A 19610-nucleotide genomic window follows, 5' to 3' on the forward strand; every position below is an offset into this window, starting at 1 on the left:
TCTATGAGCTGACGGCTTCCGTCTTATAATTCCAATCACGTACATCAGTGAAACGACCTTTGATCGCAGCTGCGGCTGCCATAGCTGGAGATACAAGATGTGTACGTCCTCCGCGTCCTTGGCGTCCTTCAAAGTTACGGTTCGAGGTAGATGCACAGCGTTGTCCAGGCTGCAGAACATCCGGGTTCATGGCCAAGCACATGCTGCATCCCGCTTCACGCCATTCAAAGCCAGCGTCAGTAAAGACTTTATCAAGTCCTTCTTTCTCAGCCTGCATCTTAACACGGCCCGAGCCTGGAACAACAATGGCAGTAACCTTTTCAGACACCTTATGACCTTTAGCTACCACTGCTGCAGCTCTCAAATCTTCGATCCGCCCGTTAGTGCAGGAACCGATAAATACATAATCAATCGGAATTTCGGAAATAGGTGTTCCAGGAGTCAAATCCATATATTCAAGCGCTTTTTCAGCAGCTTTACGTTCATTTTCAGTGGTGAAGTCCGCCGGATTCGGAACGCTGGAGTTGATGTCAGTTCCCATGCCCGGGCTAGTCCCCCAGGTCACTTGTGGAATCAATGTTTCCACATCAAATTCAACAACCGTATCGTACTGGGCGCCCTCGTCACTTACAAGACTCTTCCATGCTTCTACAGCAGCATCATAAGCTTCGCCTTGCGGTACGTATTGACGTCCACGCAGATAATTAAAAGTAGTTTCATCAGGGGCAATCAAGCCAGCTCTTGCTCCGCCTTCGATCGACATATTGCAGACAGTCATACGTTCTTCCATCGACAATTCACGAATAGCTTCGCCTGTATACTCAATTACATAACCTGTGGCAAAATCAGTACCGTATTTAGCAATAACACCCAGGATCATATCTTTTGCTGTTACGCCAGGGTTACGTTTGCCTGTAAAGCGTACTTCCATAGTCTTAGCTTTGGATTGCTGCAAACATTGGGTAGCCATTACATGTTCAACTTCACTAGTTCCGATACCGAATGCCAGCGCGCCGAATGCACCATGCGTGGAGGTATGGCTGTCGCCGCAAACGATAGTTTTTCCAGGATGTGTCAAGCCGATTTCAGGACCCATTACGTGTACAACGCCTTGATCAATATCGTTCAGATCGAACAGTCTTACACCAAAATCAGCACAGTTCTTAGAAAGGGTATCAATTTGTTGTTTGGAGATTGGATCTTTAATGTTAAAACGATCTTTAGTTGGTACGTTATGATCCATCGTTGCGAAAGTCAGCTCAGGACGGCGAACCTTCCGGTTGCTGAGGCGAAGCCCTTCAAAAGCCTGCGGAGAAGTAACTTCATGAACCAAATGCAGATCAATATAAATAATGCTAGGTTTGCCTTCCTCTTGATGAATAACGTGATTCTCCCAAATCTTTTCAAACATTGTCTTGTTGCTCATAATTTCACCTCATTAATAGAATCGTTCATTGGAAGAGAGCGTGGAGTCTCTCTTGAATGATCTAAATATAACACCCCTGTCTTTATAATTCCAAGATATGATATCTATAAAAGTGATAGTCTGAACCTATAAGCTGAGTTAGGGTGTGTTGAGGCGCAATATGTAGGTGCGATGCACAACCGGGATGTATAGGAGCGAGGCGCAAGCTTGATGTGTAAGAGCGATGCGCAAGCTTGATGTGTAGGAGCGTTGCGCAACCGGGATGTGTAGGAGCGTTTAGTTGTATTTTGTACAGCTATATTCCTGTGAATCATTCGTTAATGAATATAAGTGTATTTTGTGCAGCTATTTTCTTGAATTATCGCCCTATAGCTGGGAACTCTGGTTTTTAGTTGTATAGAATACACTTAAAACCAAAATCATCCCTTTTGCATACGAAATAGCTGCACAGAATGCAGTTATCTCATAGATACTCTCAAGATCCGGCGCAATAAATATATTGTGAGAGGATATCGGATACTTCGATCAGTGTAGTAGGGATAATTCTTGAAAACAGGCCCGGCAAATTCTGGGGAGCGAAGAAGTGAATGCTCCTTCGGGTTGCCTATACAAAACTATAATCCAATAGGATATACTTATAAGTAAATCATTTCCCTAAGGAGTCCATATATGGAACTGAGACAACTGCAGTATGTGCTGCAAATCGCAGCCGAAAAAAACTTCTCACGTGCAGCGGACAAGCTGCATATTGCCCAGCCCTCGCTCAGCCAGCAGCTTTCCAAACTGGAAAAAGAGCTCGGCGTAATGCTTTTTCAGCGTAATACCAGCTCAGTTGAGCTGACCTACGCAGGTTCTAAATTCGTTGAACAAGCCCAGATTATCATTGACGCAGTGGAGCTGCTGCGACAAGAGATGTCCGACATATCAGAACTGCGCACTGGACGTGTAGTTGTGGGCAGTATGCCGATTACAGGAGCACATCTTCTGCCGCATGTGCTTCCAGTTTTCAAACAAAATTATCCTGAGGTAGAAATTACGCTGCTAGAAGACTCGTCGATGAACCTAGAGAAGCTCACGGCAAGTGGTCAGACCGATTTAAGCCTGCTCTCCTTACCCCTCGAAATTCCTGCTCTAGCTTATGAAGAGCTTGGAGAGGAAAGAATTGATCTTGCCGTCCCTCCTGAACATCCGCTCGCTAAACGAATCTTAGATGGAACACGGACCTCACTTGAAGAGCTTAAGGACGAACCTTTCATCGTACTTAAGGAAGGTCAGGGCTTCCGCAAAATGACTGTGGAGCTGTGCCGGAAAGCCGGATTCGAGCCACGAATCGTTTTCGAGAGCAATAATATGGAAACCGTTCAATCCCTAGTGGCAACAGGTATGGGCGTGACTCTTGTTCCTCGTTTTATCGCTCGTGCACCGCGGAGTGAATTTGTTCCAGTCTACTTACCGCTCGCTGATCCGGTGCCTAGTCGTACGCTAGTTGTAGCATATCGACGCGGACGATATTTATCCAAGGCCGCAAAGGCTTTTGTAGAAACATTCAAATCAACCGTGTCTGAATTAACGGAAGAATAGAATATATACAAATAAAGTGCCCCAGTAACCATTCGCGTGGTTGCCGGGGCACTTTTTCAGGTAAACCTCTTTTAACAGTACTAGATTATTTACGCAAATTACGCTGTGTAATCAGGCGGTTCTGATCATCCGACACACGTGCTTTACTTGAATCAGCCAATCCCTTATCAATTGGAGCCCCGGTGTGCTCTTCCACAAATTCACGAGTCACACTATTCTGAAGCTCTGCTACTTCGTTTGAATCTTGATTCTGTCCCTGCTCGGCATTGTTGTCTTTAGTCAATTTAATCCACCTCCTGGTAACAGATTATAAGTTCTTTACCCCTTCTCTTTGAGGTTAAACATAATATATAGAGCTTTCTGCATGAAGAAATATATCCTACGTTTTCCCTTTGCAATGCAACCAGCTCCATGGTATTCTATTGAAAATAAGTGAAACGTGCAGACGGGACCAGTAAGAATGAGTCTAACCGCGCCTAGAGAGTAGATTCCGACAGGCTGAAAGAATTTACCGCGGTTTTCGTTCCGAATCCTACCCCCGAGCGGCCTGTGTCTAACAGGACGGATCCTCCCGTTATGAGAATGAAGTCGGATGATCCCTCATCAATAAAGGTGGTACCGCGGAAGTTTATAAGCTTTCGTCCTTTGCTAAGTCTAAGGATGGGGGCTTTTTGTTGTTTTCAGGACTTAATAAACGAAGAGGATGTGGATAGAAATGATGACGCGAATCGTGGTCAAAATAGGCAGCAGCTCGCTGACCGGACCCGAGGGCGGCTTGAATCGTGAAGCAGTCTCCTTTTTTGCCTCAGAGATTGCCGAGTTGAAGAAAAACGGCTGTGAGGTGTTGTTAGTAACCTCTGGTGCGGTAGCCGCCGGCTTCCGCAGTATCGGTTATCCAGCACGTCCGAAGCTGCTGCATGAGAAGCAGGCCGCTGCGGCTGTGGGTCAGGTACTGCTGATGCAGGCTTATCAGGAAGCTTTTGCCCAGCATGGAATTACTACCGCGCAAATATTGCTGACTCGCACCGATTTCTGCAGCCGCAGAGCCATGAATAACGCTATGATGACTGTAGAAGAGCTACTTCGTCAAGGAGCGGTGCCCGTATTTAACGAGAATGACACTGTCTCCGTAGATGAACTGAAATTTGGCGATAATGATACCCTCTCTGCGCTCGTAGCTAACCTGTTAAAAGCCTCTAGACTGCTTGTTTTAACCGACATGGATGGTTTATACAGTGGAGATCCCCGCAAGCATCCGGATGCTGTCCGTTATCAGTTCGTAGATGACATTACACCAGAGATATATGCTATTGCTGGTGGAGCTGGCTCTAGTGTTGGAACAGGCGGTATGCGATCCAAAATCGATGCGGCCAAGATTGCTACTCGGGGTGGTGTTCCTGTCTTTGTCGGGAGAGCCACCGAACCTGGTGATTTACAGCTTGCTGCAACGGGAGAAGGCAGGGGCACTTATTTTGCAACGAAGCTATCCTCTCTTCCCGTCAAAAAACAATGGCTAGGCTTTATGTCTACCCCTCTCGGCTCCCTATACGTGGACGAAGGGGCTGTAGAAGCTTTGCTACATGGCGGACACAGCCTGTTGCCTGTAGGCGTCAAACAGACAGAAGGTAGTTTTCACGCAGGAGATGTTGTAGAAGTCCTTGGACCCGACTCCAAATTGCTTGGACGTGGGATTGTAAATTACGATGATGCTCAGCTGCGCAGCATTCAAGGTCTGCCAAGCCGTGAAATTGTACCGAAGCTGGGAGAAGTACACCGGCTTGAGGTCATTCACCGTGACGAATGGATTACACTGAGATAAGCATTTTTTTCAATTCAAATATAGGGAGGAAACGTCATGAGTGAAGTTATTAATAAGAGTAAATTAGCCAAGGAGACAACAGGAGTTCTAGCAAGCTTAACAACTGGCCAGAAGAATGAAGCACTGCTGGTCATGGCCGATGCACTTCGCCGCGAAGCTCCCGCCATTATCACCGCCAACGCGGAGGATTTGGAACGAGGAAGACTTAATGGAACTCCGGAATCCATGCTCGACCGGCTGGCATTAGATGTTGACCGGATTAACAGCATTGCCGAAGGCTTGCAACAAATCGCTGTATTACCGGACCCTATCGGTGACACGCTAGAAAGCATTGAACGTCCTAACGGCCTCAACATCCAGAAGCTGCGCGTTCCGCTTGGTGTGATCGGCATCATCTACGAAGCACGTCCCAATGTGACTGTTGATGCTGCGGGTCTATGTCTCAAAACCGGCAACGCTGTTGTGCTGCGCGGGGGCTCCTCTGCCCTGTCCTCCAACCGTAAAATTGTCGAGGTTCTGCACAATGCTCTTGCTGAAACCTCAATGCCGCCTAACGCGCTTCAGCTGATTGAAGACCCAAATCGTTCTTCAGTAGATGAAATGCTAAAGCTGAACGGACTTTTAGATGTGATTATCCCGCGCGGAGGCAGCTCTCTTATTCAAAATGTAGTCCTTAACGCAACCGTTCCCGTAATTGAAACTGGAGCAGGCATCTGCCATACTTATCTCGACGCAACTGCCTTGCCAGAAATGGCACAGGACATTAGTTTAAATGCCAAAGCTCAGCGCCCTTCGGTATGTAACTCTATGGAAACACTACTCGTTCATCAGGATTACGCGAGCAAATATCTGTTATCCTTAGCCGAAGCATTCCGTGAGGTTCATGTAGAACTTCGTGGCTGTCAACAAACCATCTCTCATGTCCCATGGGTATTACCTGCAACCGTAGAAGACTATGCTACAGAATACAATGATTATATCCTTAATATTAGAATCGTCAGTGATATGGAAGAAGCTATGCAGCATATCGCCCAGTATGGCACGAAACATTCGGAATGTATCGTAACGGAAGATCAGGAGAACGCCACACGCTTTTTACAAGAAGTGGATGCTGCCGCTGTTTATCACAATGCCTCAACCCGCTTCACGGATGGCTTTGAATTTGGATTCGGTGCAGAGATTGGTATTAGTACCCAGAAACTCCACGCACGTGGCCCGATGGGTCTGCCTGCACTAACTTCAACCAAATATAAGATCTACGGAACGGGACAAATTCGGGGTTAGTATACACGTTTAAGTATTCTATCACACAACTTTTAGGAGGATTTTAGCCATGTGTCAGCAACCTTCAGTTCCACTCATGAATCATAATATTGTTTTTTATGGCGCAGGCTCCATGGCAGAAGCCATCGTTCGCGGGATGATTAGCCGCAATATCGTAAAGCCCGATAATGTCATCATGCTCAATCGCAGCAGCAGTGAACGTCTGGCAGAATTAAAAAGCCGTTATGGTGTAATAGGCACAAATGATCCCGAACAAAAAGTAGAATACTTACGGAACGCACCAGTAATAGTACTGGCAATGAAACCTAAAGATGCTGCCGAATCCTTACGCGGACTAGGCCCGCTTCTTTCTCCGGATCAAATCGTAGTTTCTGTCATTGCAGGTCTATCTATTCGAACCATTCAAGGTCTACTTGGCAAAGCACAGCCTATTGTTCGCACAATGCCTAACACCTCCAGTTCCATCGGTCTGGGTGCCACTGGTCTAGCCTTCTCCAAAGAAGTAGACGAAAGAGGCCGTCGCCTTGCTCTTAATATCTTTGAGGCTGTCGGGCTTACAACAGTCATTGATGAGGAACGTATGGAAACCTTGACCGGAATTTCAGGCAGCGGGCCTGCGTATATCTATTACATGATGGAAGCCATGATCGCCGCTGGTATCCGTGGTGGGCTACCACTTGATCAAAGCACCGAATTAACTGTTCAAACTGTGCTGGGAGCTGCCCGAATGGTACAACAGACGGGAGAAGAACCCGCAGCACTTCGTAAGAAGGTTACTTCCCCTAACGGATCAACACAAGCAGCTATAGAAGTGCTTGAACGAGGGGAATTCTTTGAAACTGTGATTGCTGCCGTTAACCGATGTGCCGAGCGCTCACGTGAAATGGGTGCTGCCCTAGAGAAAGAGCTTCGTTCTTAACCAAAAAAGATCGCAGCCCATCCCCTCATCGGGTGGGAAGCGATCTTTTTTTACCTTGTTACAACATTTCCATAATTATCTCTTACGATTACCTTTAGATTTACAGGAGCCGCAACGGTCACGTTCAATGCATTCCTGGAGTTATCGAATACTAGATGTCTAGGTATGTCTCCTAAGATGACGTAAAATGTGTCTCCAACTTGCTTAGTTTGCAACAGCCGCTTCTCTTGCTCTTGCTTGAGTTGCCCTTCTGCCGTGGAATAACTCCCAAATACATTCAACTCGTTCCCAGCCGTTCGATCAACCATAATTCCATAAGGTTCGGCAGCCTGGATTATAAGTGTGCCTACACCCTGTGGAACATTCCCCTTCCATTCCGGCAAGGAATAATTCTCCTCCGTAGAGGAGATCACATGTCTAAGTTCCTGTGTTAATCCTAAAGAGCTGACTCCTGCGAATACTAAACAGCACACTGCCAGAAATCCGACGAACAGAACACTTAGCACATCATAGTACATTTTCCCTTTACCACGGAACCATAAGGTGTAAATTACAATTTCTAAACCAAGTAAGATAAAAATGAGCGGCCACCAAGCAAGTGTTGTCTCGAACACATCCGCTCCTTTCCACTGCGAGACCATTATTAATGCCCCGAGAAATAAAAGGCTCAGTCCCATCGACAACGTACCTACACGCCAACTTCTAGATTTCCCTTCGTTCACTGGAAACTCGCTAGTTACCATGACTCCCGGCTCTACTTCTACTGGATTATTCAAGATTGACCCCCCGCCCCTTTTCTACCTTTATTATTCTTACTTCCAGTCATCAGCTTCACCCCACCACCAATCAATAACACGGAGACGACAATGGTCTTAAAATATTCATTTACGCGATATTCCAGCCGCCATTCTGGAAATCTGATATCGATGGCAGGAACTGCGACATTCACAACAATAAAGTATAATCCGAGACACATCAGGACTGCTCCGAGCCAGCCTTGATGATTTAAGAAACCTTCGATAACCGGCTTATCCTGCAAAGGTTCACGTCCATATCGGCTAACTAACTGTAAGCCATCGAATAAGCTATAGAACCAAATGACCGGGATAAGGAAAAAGAGCAATGTTAACCGCAATAGATCCATGACATAGATACTTCCTAAGAAAAGAAGCATGAGCTGGAGCCCTCTTTTTTGCAGTCCCAGATACATCTGTCCAGCGCCAGGAAATGCGGATAGTAATGTCGCTAATACTTTGCTGCGTCGTCCTTCCTCACGTCCAGCCTCCATCTCTTCGAATAATGTGCGGTCAACAAGCATTTCTCCTGCTTGTTTACGATGGATCAACTGAACTGCATCAAACATGCAATACAGCCAAATTACTGGCAATACTCCAAACAGCAGCAAAAATGCATCACTCGAAGTAATTCCAGCCAAGAATAACATAACGGTCATGAATCCGAAAAATGAAATCAGAAAGGATAGTCCACGCTGCATCAGCCCCATATGAAAATGACCCAATCCAGGAATGAAAGACAATAAGATGACATGCACACGTTCATTATCCTCCGTCTTTACGGGCATAGTAGAACTAAAATCCAGCATTGATCCATCAGGCGCTACAATTGGAGTGGGCATTTGCAGTAATTTAATCACCAGATGAATCATCGAAAGAATCCATAGAAGTAAGAATCCGATCACGCCCAATGCCAGAATCCCCTCATCCCCTTCAGCCATAGCGATTAAGAATGACATAAATAACACACCAAAGCTTAGCAAAAAATAAACAATCCCTTGTGGTCGTCTTCCCATATAATAATGACCTGCTCCAGGAATCATATTAAGAAAAAGACCCTTAATTTTATTACGCTGCTGTTGCATTGTTCATTTCTCCTCTCATTTCTGTCTTCCGTCCATAATCCGGCTCAACCATCCGCTGGTGGCTTGCATGAATTGTTCGCTATAAGATGGCGAATTATCTTTCTTAGGGACAATAAGCTCCATTTCACCCGTGAGTAACTTATCAAACATCCCGGAAGACATAATCAACAGCGTTAACGAAGCAGCAACGGCATAATGAAAGATTGTTTTATCATACCAGCGATAACGCCGTGATCCTTCTTCTTGCCCCGCTACTTCTTCTATGACTACTGAAGATCTCACCGTAGCCACCCAATCTCCCATAACTCTCTCAGTAAAAGCAGACGAATTCTCCAATGAAGGCAGATCCTCCTTTAGCTCATCCAGCATCTCTATGTATGAAACAAATGTGTCTTCATCCTTGAGCAGCAATTGTTCCCATTCATCTCGCTCTATACTATCTTCTTGCCCTTCAAGATAAGCTTTTGCCTGCTCGCGGCGAATTAAGTTTTCTCCACTCTTCATCATAGCCATTCGTCCTCCTTCCAATGTTTTCGCATCCATTGTCTCGCCCTATATAGTCTGGACTCCACCGTCTTCAAAGTAATTTCATTTTCAGCAGCAATTTGCTCATATTTTTTATTTTCCAGATAATAAGCCACCATAATTTCCCGATGACCCTCCGGTAAATTGTTGATCTCACCCGACAGACGATTCATCCGGTCACGACGGACAACAGTGGCTAGTACATCCTCCTCATTAGAAGGTGTCTGGCTCAGCACAAGCTCATAGTCAACAGGTAACTCTCGTAGCCGATCACGTTTACGTTTGGCATCAATAGCCTTATTTAAGGCGATCCGCGTAATCCATGATTTTAAGCCTTGATAACGGTAGTCAGGGAGAGATTTATACATCTGAAGAAAAGCTTCCTGAGCAGCGTCTTCAGCCCCTTTGACTTCACGTAATACAGAATAGGTGATTTTGTATATGTGCTGACTGTATGTATTTACAAACTGGCGAAACGCATCTTCGTCTCCTTGGCAAATCCGCTTGATTAATAGCTCTTCCTCAATGACTCTCCCCTCCTTCCCACAGCAATAGACGCTGAGATCTTCGCCTCCCCCTGCACTTATCTAAAAAAATAAAAAAAGAACCGTACAGACTCTAGCAATAGCTAAAGCAATACGGTTCTCTCCTAAACGATCTATCTTCCACCATTGCGGAATTTTTGTGTATACGTCTTAACATCCTGAGCGTTCTTGACCCGGTTACGGGCCCATTCCAGCAATATCCGGTCGATATAACGAAAATGAACCTTCCCCGCAAATACGGATTCCTTGAGTGCTAACAGAATCAGCTCCTCAGGATATCGGTCTTGATCCACCCAGCTGGAAATCGTCTCACATTCCATTGGAGACAGCGGGCGCCCGAATTCCTTCTCGAAAATACTGAATAGATTCCGGCTCTCCTCTTTATCTCCAAGTGAAGAAGGAGATGTGGGGGGAGTTCCGAATCCTCCACCTGACGCAGCAGCCCGGGGAGCTGATGTTGCATATGCCCCTTTGTCCTTATCTTGCTCATTTTCTTGTACAGCTGTCGCAAGATAAGCACCTAGCTTTCCATATAGCCCTGAGAAATTGTAGCGTTCATAATGGATATCTCTTAGCTCATCGTTGTCTCCATCGATGCTAATGAAACCCTCCTTCATGAGCTTCTGCAATTCTCCGGCCAGAACGGAAATGCTACGACCAGTTACGACCTGAAGCTCCTCCAGAGAAGGGAACTCAATCCCTTCCACTTGCCTGAAGGAGAGCAGATGAATCAGCAGCATCGCTTCACTTCCGCTTAAATTCAGCTTCCGGTAATACTTCAGTAAAGCGTAAGGTATGACGGCCATTCCGTTCTCCAGACCGAAGGAGACGCCTTCGCTCCAGGTACTCCATGTCTTGCCGTCCATGTGCTTCCCCCTTTGTTCAAATCCTAAGAACTTATGGGTAGAGGCGGTACAGTGTACGTGGGAATGGAATAGTCTCACGTACATGGTCAAGACCACAGATCCAAGCTACAGTACGCTCAAGCCCAAGTCCAAAACCGGAGTGAGGTACAGATCCGTAAGTACGCAGATCCATGTACCATTTATAAGAATCCATCGAAAGATTGTGCTCTTTATAACGCTCTTCAAGCAGCGCAGGATCATCGATCCGCTGTGAACCCCCAATAATCTCTCCATAACCTTCAGGAGCGATCATATCAGCACACAGTACGACTTCAGGACGATTTGGATCCGGCTTCATGTAGAACGCTTTGAATGAAGCAGGATAATGAGTAATAAATACAGGTTTATCGTATGCTTCAGCGATTGCTGTTTCATGAGGTGCACCAAAATCATCACCCCAAGCAATATCTTCAAAGCCTTTATCATTCAAGAACTTGATCGCATCGTCATAAGTAATGCGTGGGAATGGTGCTTTGATATTCTCCAGCTTGGAAATATCGCGGCCTACCGCTTCCAACTCCGCACGGCAATTCTTCAATACGGATTGTACTACGAAGCTAATAAACTCTTCCTGAACCTTCAAGCTTTCTTCATGATCTGTGAAGGCCATTTCAGGCTCGATCATCCAGAACTCGATCAAGTGGCGACGAGTCTTAGATTTCTCCGCACGGAAGGTGGGTCCAAAGGAATATACACGGCCCAGTGCCATAGCTGCAGCTTCCATGTATAACTGTCCGCTTTGGGTCAGGTAAGCATCCTCATCGAAGTATTTCGTGTGGAACAAGTTAGTAGTTCCCTCTGCTGACGTTGGCGTCAGAATCGGAGGATCCACCTTTGTAAATCCGCTCTCGTTGAAGAACTGTTGGATTGCCCGGATAATCTCCGCACGAATAACCAGAACAGCCCGCTGCTTCGAGGCACGGAGCCAGAGGTGACGGTGATCCATCAAGAAATCAACGCCATGCTCTTTCGGAGTAATTGGATAATTCTCTGTAAGGTGCAGAACTTCAATTCCGGTAACAGTCATTTCAAAACCGGATTGACTGCGAGGCTCCTCACGAATAATACCGGTCACATACAATGAGCTTTCCTGTGTGAGGCTCTTAGCTGCATCCCATACCTCTTCAGGCACTTCTGATTTCACTACAACTCCCTGAATATAACCTGTACCATCGCGAAGCTGCAGGAACTGAATTTTACCACTGGAGCGCTTGTTGTTTACCCAACAACCGATAACAACACTTTCTCCAACATGTTCATTCACGTTCTTGATTACACTCTTGTTAGCCATGCCTTCAATCTCTCCTCTAATTTAGCCGTTAATTCCTTGCACAATACGGTTTGTATCACGTGCGATGACAAGCTCTTCGTTAGTCGGAACTACAAGCACCTGCACTTTGGAATCTACCGTAGAGATACGACGCGGGTCGCCGGAGCGAACTTTATTAGCTTCAACATCCAACTCAATACCCAGGAACGTAAGGTTATTTAGCAGTTTCTCACGTAGCAATGAAGCATTTTCACCAACACCAGCAGTGAATACGATAGCATCTACACCGTTCATAGCAGCCGCATAAGAACCGATATACTTGCGCAAGCGGTACTCATACATTTCAAAAGCTAGCGTGGAATTAGGCTCACCTTTTTCCATACCCTCAATAATATCACGCATATCACTGCTTACGCCCGAAATAGCTAGGAGTCCACTATGTTTGTTCAACATGGAGTTAACTTCGCCTACGGACAATTCTTCCTTGTTCATCACGTAAGGAACAATTGCTGGATCAAGATCACCACTGCGAGTCCCCATCATCAAACCTTCCAGAGGAGTCATACCCATCGAAGTATCCACAGACACTCCATCTTGAACTGCAGTTACACTACCTCCGTTACCGATATGACAAGTAATGATCTTCAGATCTTCCAACGGACGCTCCAAGTACTCCGCAGCAGCTTTGCTTACGAAGTCGTGTGATGTACCGTGTGCGCCATAACGACGAACTTTATATTTATTGTACAGTACTCTAGGAATCGCGTACATATAAGCTTTTTCAGGCATTGTTTGGTGGAATGCAGTATCGAATACAACAACCTGCGGTACACCCGGCATATTTACTTCAGAAGCCGTAATCCCCATCATTGCTGCTGGGTTATGCAGGGGTGCAAGGTCAAACAACTGACGAATTTTAGTCTTGGCATCAGCGTCCACAAGTGCGGAAGCTTTGAAGAATTCACCACCATGTACTACACGGTGACCCACAGCATTGATTTCTTTAATGGATTCAATAACGCCATGCTCTTTATCCGTTAGGCAAGCTAGAACTTTACGAATCGCTGTGTTATGCTCCAAAATTTCACTTACTTCTGTTACTTCAGCTTTACCAGTAGGTTTATGGTTCAGAATGGAGGAATCCATCCCGATACGTTCCACCAAACCTTTAGCCAAAACGGATTCATCAGCCATATTGTACAATTGATATTTTAAAGAAGAACTACCGGAGTTAATTACTAGAATATTCATATACGGTCACCATCCTTGTCGTACTGGAAGAAGCCTTCGCCTGATTTCATACCTAATTGTCCTGCACGCACCATCTTCTTAAGGATCGTGGAAGGACGATATTTCAGCTCACCATATTCACGGAACATATTTTCGAGTGCAGCAAGAACCGAATCCAGACCAAATCTGTCAGCCATTTCAAGCGGTCCATATTGGAATTGATAACCAATACGCATAGCATCGTCAATATCCTGTGCGGAGGCAACGCCCTCTTGCAGTACATGCATAGCTTCGTTGATAAACAAGCAAATGAGGCGTGATGTTACAAATCCTGGGGATTCATAAATCATTACACCTTTTTTCTCAACAATTTCATCAACAAAGGATTTTGTATCTTCAAAAGTAGCATCTGAAGTTTTCAGACCGCGTACAATTTCAACAAGATCCACTTTAGCTACAGGGTATATGAAATGCATTCCGATCACGCGTTCCGGATACATTGTAGAACTTGCAAGTTCAGTCAAGCTAAGTGTTGACGTATTGCTGGCAAGAATAATGTGGTTTGGACATACTTGATCCAGTTGATTCAATATTTTTTTCTTTTCTTCTAAATCCTCAACGATTGTTTCGATAACCATGTCACAAGAGCTCAGCTCTGCGAAATGTGTCACTTTTTGAATACGGCTAAGAATCAGCTTCTTCTCAGCTTGAGTGATCGCCCATTTCTCCAGTTGCTTATCTAGACTTGTCTCGATCATTTCGTAGGAGTAGTCCAGTTTCTCAGGGGTTTTCTCCACCAGCAATACATCCAGGCCCTTGGCTGCCAGCATTTCGGCAATCCCTTGTCCCATTGTGCCACCGCCGATGACACCAATTTTCTTGAAATTCATAAAAAAGTCTCCATCCTTTCAGGTATCTATACTTTTGTATTGTACCTTGTCTGTCGCAAAAATTTATAAAGCCCGACATATAATGATATCTTAGCATGCCTGAAAAGTAAAAAAAAATAACCAGCATAAATATTTATGCTGGTAAACGCACGCTGTCACGAAATTGACATCGAAATTGCTCTCCAGAGAGCACTTCTTCCTTCATTAAAATGTCAAGGGAGTAATCAAATACATTTCGTTGCTTTTCAAGGTGGTCGTGAGTACGTACCATCAACTCGTCCAATATTTTACTGTTTTCCTTCATAAGCTCTTCAGTGGTAACCATTTCCAGCTTGGCAATACCCAACGAAGTCAATCCGGATTTCATCATGGTTTCGACAATATTCAGGGCCTGATCAAAATCGCCACGTGAACCTGTGCTTCGTCCGCCATAATACATTTCTTCTGCAGCCGCTCCACCAAGTGCGATCATAATCTGATCTTCGAGATAATCTTTGGTGTACAGATACTGCTCTTGCTGAGGATTGTGACGTACATAACCAAGGGCTTGCCCCCGCGGAGTCAGCGTAACCTGACTGACACTTCCCGGACGAAGCAGTTCTGCCATAATGGCATGTCCCAATTCGTGGATCGCCACACGTTTTTTCTCTTCGTGGTTAGTTTCTCTGTCCGTTTTTTCCCCCATCATAACCTTGTCAATCGCCATCGACAGATGCCGCTGCTCAACCTCTGTCAATTCCTCACGCATCATATAAATTGCTGCCTCATTCATAACACTTTCGAGCTGAGCACCGGAGAAACCATAGGCTTCTTCGGAAATTTTGTCGAGGTTCACATTGGCATGAAGCGGCTTATTTTTGGCATGCAATTCGAGAATCGATCTGCGGCCTTTTTTATCAGGCATGTCCACTTGAATATGACGGTCAAACCGGCCAGGACGCAGCAATGCTGAATCAAGCATTTCTTTACGGTTAGTGGCTGCTACCAGTAGAATGCGTGGTGTTTCGTTGTTATAGATCCCGTCCATCTCAGTCAACAGCTGATTCAAGGTCTGATCATATTCTCGCTGCTGTCCGCCCTCACGCTTACCGCCAATTACGTCAATTTCATCTATGAAAATAATAGCGCTTTGCTTGTTTTCCTTAAGGGCGCGGGTACGGGCATCCTTAAACAAATCGCGGATACGGCCGGCACCGACACCTACGTACATTTCTACAAACTCACTGCCTGATGCTGCCACAAATACAGAGTTTGTATAATGTGCTGCTGCTCTAGCCATAAGGGTCTTACCTGTTCCTGGAGGGCCTGTAAGCAGAATCCCTTTCAAAGGCCGAATCCCGAATTTGCTGATTTCCTCATGCCGGATCAAAAAATCCAACGCTTCACGAAGCTCCTGTTTTGCATTGTCTTGCCCGCCAATTTCTTCAAAAGTAAGCTTTGAAGGTCCATCCTTCTTGCGTTTCTTCCCGGCACCTGCATTTACCGCAAGTCCGCCTCTTAAATGAGCAATGATAAGTAAAGCCGTGAGCATCCCAGCAGCAATTACAATCGGGAATATATTAATGCCTAGAAAAGCCATAAAAATAAACAAGACAGGAATAAATCCGATTAGAATTTCTTTAAGGTATTTAGGCATTATTCCATACCCCCAATGTCGCAGGTTTACGCGGCAAAATAATAAATTTGCTTTCTTTTCCATTACTCAAGCTTACATAGACATTATTGTCATCAATTTCTGTTGAGGCTATCACATTTTTATATTGTGGATATTGCGCTTTGAGTCCATCAAGTTCTGTGGGTATAAGTGTATATTTACGGCTCTCCATAGCTTCGGCTACAGAGAACATCGCTTTATCCCAGTATTCATCCAGCAGTTCACTGGAGTTCTGTTCTACATCAAGTTTTAGTGTACGTCCATCAATCATCGATTTTCCTTCTTGGGAGACGTACTGAACCAGTTCACGTAATTTCGTGCCTGGCTGGAGATCAAGTTTCAAAGTGACCTCATTGCGGTTAATACTGATATGAGAATTATTGACGCCCTCATATTGAGATACAATCTTCTGAAGTGGTTCCTGCATTGCAAACTGACGATACAAAAAGAAGCCACCAAACAATAGAGTAGCCGACAGTAGAGACGTTATCAGCACAGGTACAAGACGTAATTTCAAGAAACGTCCTCCTCTCAAAGATGACAAAATATAAAGCTCATTATAATAATTTATAGCTACTTGAGAGCTCATCAGAGAGACTGAAGTCTCTTATTGCTGTTCCTAATTACAAGTAGTAGTATATCACAGGTGTATATACTAATTTCAAAATAAATGTGAATATATTTAAAATTTAATTTTTTAAATATTTACATCAATACCAAATAAATTCCTCACTTTCGACAAAACTGGCCTTGATTTTTAATCAATCGGCCTATTTTCGTATGTGAATTTAAGAGAATATTCGGTGATAACTACCCATTCAGTATATCACTTAGTATATCACTTTTGTACATCAAATAAATGTAAACAAGCGAACTTATAATAAGTTCGCTTGTTTACTATGCCACCCTTAATTTCCTTATGTTCAGCTTAACTTTTAGGTAAACTGTAACCTTCGCCCATTCGGGACCCATCCGAAAAGCGATAAAATTGATAATAATACCGACCGCTCTGATTATAAAAAAGCTGCCAAGCATACTCTCCGTTATATACTCCCGGCAGCAAGCGTTCAATCGTTATGTCCGGAAGATCAGCTTTGATAATGCCGCGTATTTGGGCTTCCGAGGTTCCTTTACTTAGTTCCTCAGCAAACACTGCGTCGTCGCCTTCAGCAAATTTTCCATCTACCGTAAAGCGGACCCAGACCATAAGAGCAGTCCCGGCTTCATTTTTCCCAGTTAATACCCAGTACACTGCATTTTCATCCCAAACCGATTTTTGTGCTTTGGTTACCTCTGTTAGACCCGCTCTGGTTTTGGCAACATCCTTAGCGATATCACGCTCGTTCCATTGATCTTTCATAATATAGGCATAGAACTGGATAAGTCCAAACCCCAGGAGCAGAATCAGAACTGACCCCAGGAGGATCCATTTTTTCCTTTTCTTCAAGGTACAGCTCCCTTTCTAGTAATATATCTTTTTTGATTATATAACACACCCGCGTGTTTATCCAAAATTTCATAATTTTCTAGCTTTCCCAGCCTTAAAAATACACAAAAGGCCGCAACTTTTGCTAAAAGCAAAAAGTCGCAGCCTATTATTTATTCGTTATTCTCCAGACTTAACGCTTCAATAAACCTTCGAAGGCTTCTTGCGCTTTACGCCGGATAGCTTCCTCATCCAGGGTTAAGCATTGTCCATGCTTGATGACCTGTTTACCATTCACCCACACATGCTCAACATCCTTAGCGCTAGCAGAGTAAACTGCATGAGACAACAGATCTGTGTGTGGCAGCAAATGCGGCTGATCGATATCAATAGCAATGAAATCTGCTTTCATCCCTACAGCAAGTCTGCCTACATTATTTAAAAAGATGGACTGCGCGCCATATTCTGTAGCCATACGCAGAGCCTCTGGAGCTGGAACAGCCGTTGGATCACCGCTGACACCCTTATGAATGAGAGCTGCAAGCCGCATCTCTTCAAACATATCCAAGTTATTGTTGCTTGCCGCGCCATCCGTGCCAAGAGACACCTTCACACCAGCTTTTAGAAGATCAGTAACCCGAGCCACTCCGCTAGCCAGCTTCAAATTACTGCCCGGATTATGAGATACACCCACATTATGGCGAGCCAAGATCTCAATCTCTTCATCATTTAAATGAACACCATGTGCAACTATCGATGGACGTGTGAACATGCCAAGCTTCTCTAAGTGAGCTACAGGACGCAACCCGTAATCCGCCACATTTTGTTCCACTTCACGTTTCGTTTCGGACATATGCGTATGCATCGGTAAATCCAGATCATGCGCTGCCTGCACGAACTTAACCAGGAAGTCCGGAGGGCAAGTATAAGGGGCGTGCGGCGAGATCATAGTAGTAATTCTACCTTCAGCCTTTCCATGCCAGTTACGGGCAAAAGAAATCGCTTCCGCAAGCTTGTGATTCTGTACATCCTCTGGACATAACCCGATCACACCACGCATCAATACGGAACGGATACCTGATAACTCAGCTACCTCGGCTACTCGGTCCATATGATCATACATATCGAGGAAGGTCGTAGTTCCACCCTTCAGCATTTCCAATACAGATAAGGAGGTTCCCCAGTATACATCATCACCGGTGAACTTTTCCTCCATCGGCCACATCTTCTCCTGAAGCCACACTTGTAGCGCTAAATCATCTCCATATCCACGCAGCAAAGACATCGCCGCATGACCATGTGTGTTTACAAGTCCAGGCATGAACAGCAGACGGCTGCCATCAACCACTTGCACTCCAGCTTCCATCTGAGGCTCTTCTTTTCCTATGTAAGTGATTAAATCATCTTCAATAGTCATATATCCACTCAGAACCGGCTCATCCGTTCCCGGAGTCAGAAAATACCCGCCCTTAATTATCGTTTTATTGTTGTTCATGTTCGCTTTCTTCCTTTCCATCCCGCAAGTAATAAGCAAGACTTTGCAGATCAGTTGTAAAATCAGCTGCATGCACCCGGATATTCGGTGGTGTCTTCAGAATCACAGGGGCAAAGTTCAAAATCGCTTCAATCCCAGAAGAAATGAGAATATCTGCTACATTTTGAGCTTCTGAATCAGGTACGGTAATAATGGCAATGCGAATACCTTGCTCACGAATCGTGCTGCCTAGTTCATCCATCGGTTGCACAGTAAGGGAGTTGATCTTACGTCCAACCTTAGGAGCGTACGAATCAAATATAGCCGTGATTTTCATAGTATCTTTAAGATATGCATTGTAATTAGACAAGGCATGTCCGAGATTACCTGCTCCAACTAAAGCTACATTAAGCTGTTGATCCAGCTTCAGGATATGACGGATTTTCTCAATAAGATACGTTACATCATAGCCGATACCTTTTCTGCCGAAGTCACCAAAATATGCTAAATCCTTACGAATCTGTGCGGGATTAAGATCAAGCTTTTGTCCAAGTTCCTGAGAGGAAACTGTTAATATTTCGCGATTCTGGAGATCATTCAAAAAACGCAAGTACACAGGCAGTCTGCGAACAACGGCTTCTGATATTTTATCCGATTTCATATTTTTCCTCCTAAAAATAGTAATGTTCTTGTGAAAATCCATATTCAAACGTCTACCTCTCCTTATTAAGGACGGTACTGTAACACACCGCCCTTAAGGATAAGGAGGAGCTAAACTGAAGA

The 19610-nt window shown here is 44.8% G+C and carries 19 protein-coding genes; 4 read left to right on the forward strand and 15 right to left on the reverse strand.

The genetic code is table 11. From position 1 onward, the window contains the following. Position 1: 1 nt before the first annotated feature. A complete protein-coding gene (gene leuC / locus MKY14_RS11460) occupies positions 2-1426 on the reverse strand; it encodes a 3-isopropylmalate dehydratase large subunit (protein ID WP_076127568.1) in 1425 nt (474 codons plus the stop codon). Positions 1427-2095: 669 nt separating this feature from the next. Between leuC and MKY14_RS11465 the strand changes: the two genes are divergently transcribed. After that, positions 2096-3007, forward strand: a complete 912-nt coding sequence (locus MKY14_RS11465) for a LysR family transcriptional regulator (RefSeq protein ID WP_076101451.1) — start codon at positions 2096-2098, stop codon at positions 3005-3007. A gap of 85 nt (positions 3008-3092) precedes the next feature. On the opposite strand, the gene MKY14_RS11470 is transcribed toward MKY14_RS11465, so the two are convergent. Continuing rightward, positions 3093-3290, reverse strand: a complete 198-nt coding sequence (locus MKY14_RS11470) for a hypothetical protein (RefSeq protein WP_076308386.1) — start codon at positions 3288-3290, stop codon at positions 3093-3095. 432 nt (positions 3291-3722) lie between these two features. On the opposite strand from MKY14_RS11470, the gene proB reads away from it, so the two are divergent. From proB to proC, 3 genes are read left to right on the forward strand one after another with little or no spacing between them, the layout of a single operon-like run. Further along, the gene (gene proB, locus MKY14_RS11475; RefSeq protein ID WP_076308387.1) at positions 3723-4826 is read left to right on the forward strand and encodes a glutamate 5-kinase; all 1104 of its coding nucleotides are present in this window, start codon (positions 3723-3725) and stop codon (positions 4824-4826) included. A gap of 36 nt (positions 4827-4862) precedes the next feature. After that, on the forward strand, positions 4863-6110 hold the full coding sequence (locus tag MKY14_RS11480; protein WP_076192177.1) for a glutamate-5-semialdehyde dehydrogenase: 1248 nt from the start codon (positions 4863-4865) through the stop codon (positions 6108-6110). Between the two features lie 49 nt (positions 6111-6159). Continuing rightward, complete coding sequence (proC, locus tag MKY14_RS11485) at positions 6160-7029, forward strand: pyrroline-5-carboxylate reductase (RefSeq protein ID WP_076308388.1); 870 nt, start codon at positions 6160-6162, stop codon at positions 7027-7029. Positions 7030-7079: 50 nt separating this feature from the next. Here proC and MKY14_RS11490 read toward each other — a convergent pair whose 3' ends face one another. From MKY14_RS11490 to MKY14_RS11550, 13 genes are all read right to left on the reverse strand, one after another. Continuing rightward, a complete protein-coding gene (locus tag MKY14_RS11490; RefSeq protein WP_081388300.1) occupies positions 7080-7805 on the reverse strand; it encodes a hypothetical protein in 726 nt (241 codons plus the stop codon). Beyond that, positions 7802-8908 (reverse strand): hypothetical protein, encoded by a 1107-nt coding sequence (locus MKY14_RS11495; protein ID WP_076127557.1) that lies wholly within the window; start codon positions 8906-8908, stop codon positions 7802-7804. Before MKY14_RS11495 ends, MKY14_RS11490 begins: the two co-directional genes overlap by 4 nt. Before the next feature lie 15 nt (positions 8909-8923). Continuing rightward, positions 8924-9421: a hypothetical protein gene (locus tag MKY14_RS11500; RefSeq protein WP_339187817.1), complete on the reverse strand. Its 498-nt coding sequence runs from the start codon at positions 9419-9421 to the stop codon at positions 8924-8926. After that, positions 9412-10020 (reverse strand): RNA polymerase sigma factor, encoded by a 609-nt coding sequence (locus MKY14_RS11505; RefSeq protein WP_305954008.1) that lies wholly within the window; start codon positions 10018-10020, stop codon positions 9412-9414. The genes MKY14_RS11500 and MKY14_RS11505 overlap by 10 nt, the downstream gene beginning before the upstream one ends. 71 nt (positions 10021-10091) lie before the next feature. After that, entirely contained in the window at positions 10092-10844 is a 753-nt protein-coding gene (locus MKY14_RS11510) for a DnaD domain-containing protein (RefSeq protein WP_076302747.1), read from the reverse strand. A 31-nt stretch (positions 10845-10875) separates the two neighbouring features. After that, positions 10876-12174 carry an asparagine--tRNA ligase gene (gene asnS, locus MKY14_RS11515; RefSeq protein ID WP_036676308.1) on the reverse strand — a complete coding sequence of 433 codons (1299 nt, stop codon included), beginning with the start codon at positions 12172-12174 and terminating at the stop codon, positions 10876-10878. A 21-nt stretch (positions 12175-12195) separates the two neighbouring features. Further along, positions 12196-13404, reverse strand: coding sequence for an acetate/propionate family kinase (locus MKY14_RS11520; RefSeq protein ID WP_036676305.1), 1209 nt, complete (start codon positions 13402-13404; stop codon positions 12196-12198). Beyond that, the gene (locus MKY14_RS11525) at positions 13401-14273 is read right to left on the reverse strand and encodes a 3-hydroxyacyl-CoA dehydrogenase family protein (protein ID WP_036676304.1); all 873 of its coding nucleotides are present in this window, start codon (positions 14271-14273) and stop codon (positions 13401-13403) included. Before MKY14_RS11525 ends, MKY14_RS11520 begins: the two co-directional genes overlap by 4 nt. A gap of 133 nt (positions 14274-14406) precedes the next feature. Beyond that, a complete protein-coding gene (locus tag MKY14_RS11530) occupies positions 14407-15909 on the reverse strand; it encodes an AAA family ATPase (RefSeq protein WP_076127550.1) in 1503 nt (500 codons plus the stop codon). Continuing rightward, positions 15902-16444, reverse strand: a complete 543-nt coding sequence (locus tag MKY14_RS11535) for a hypothetical protein (RefSeq protein WP_076127549.1) — start codon at positions 16442-16444, stop codon at positions 15902-15904. The genes MKY14_RS11530 and MKY14_RS11535 overlap by 8 nt, the downstream gene beginning before the upstream one ends. 411 nt (positions 16445-16855) lie before the next feature. Continuing rightward, positions 16856-17374 carry a cell wall elongation regulator TseB-like domain-containing protein gene (locus MKY14_RS11540; protein ID WP_076278333.1) on the reverse strand — a complete coding sequence of 173 codons (519 nt, stop codon included), beginning with the start codon at positions 17372-17374 and terminating at the stop codon, positions 16856-16858. A gap of 172 nt (positions 17375-17546) precedes the next feature. Further along, positions 17547-18848 carry an amidohydrolase gene (locus tag MKY14_RS11545; protein ID WP_076183988.1) on the reverse strand — a complete coding sequence of 434 codons (1302 nt, stop codon included), beginning with the start codon at positions 18846-18848 and terminating at the stop codon, positions 17547-17549. Then, on the reverse strand, positions 18835-19488 hold the full coding sequence (locus tag MKY14_RS11550) for a redox-sensing transcriptional repressor Rex (RefSeq protein WP_036676294.1): 654 nt from the start codon (positions 19486-19488) through the stop codon (positions 18835-18837). Before MKY14_RS11550 ends, MKY14_RS11545 begins: the two co-directional genes overlap by 14 nt. Positions 19489-19610 lie beyond the last annotated feature (122 nt).

It is taken from the genome of Paenibacillus sp. FSL R5-0887 (genome assembly GCF_038002305.1).
In the GTDB taxonomy this organism is placed as follows: Bacteria; Bacillota; Bacilli; order Paenibacillales; family Paenibacillaceae; genus Paenibacillus_AQ; species Paenibacillus_AQ odorifer.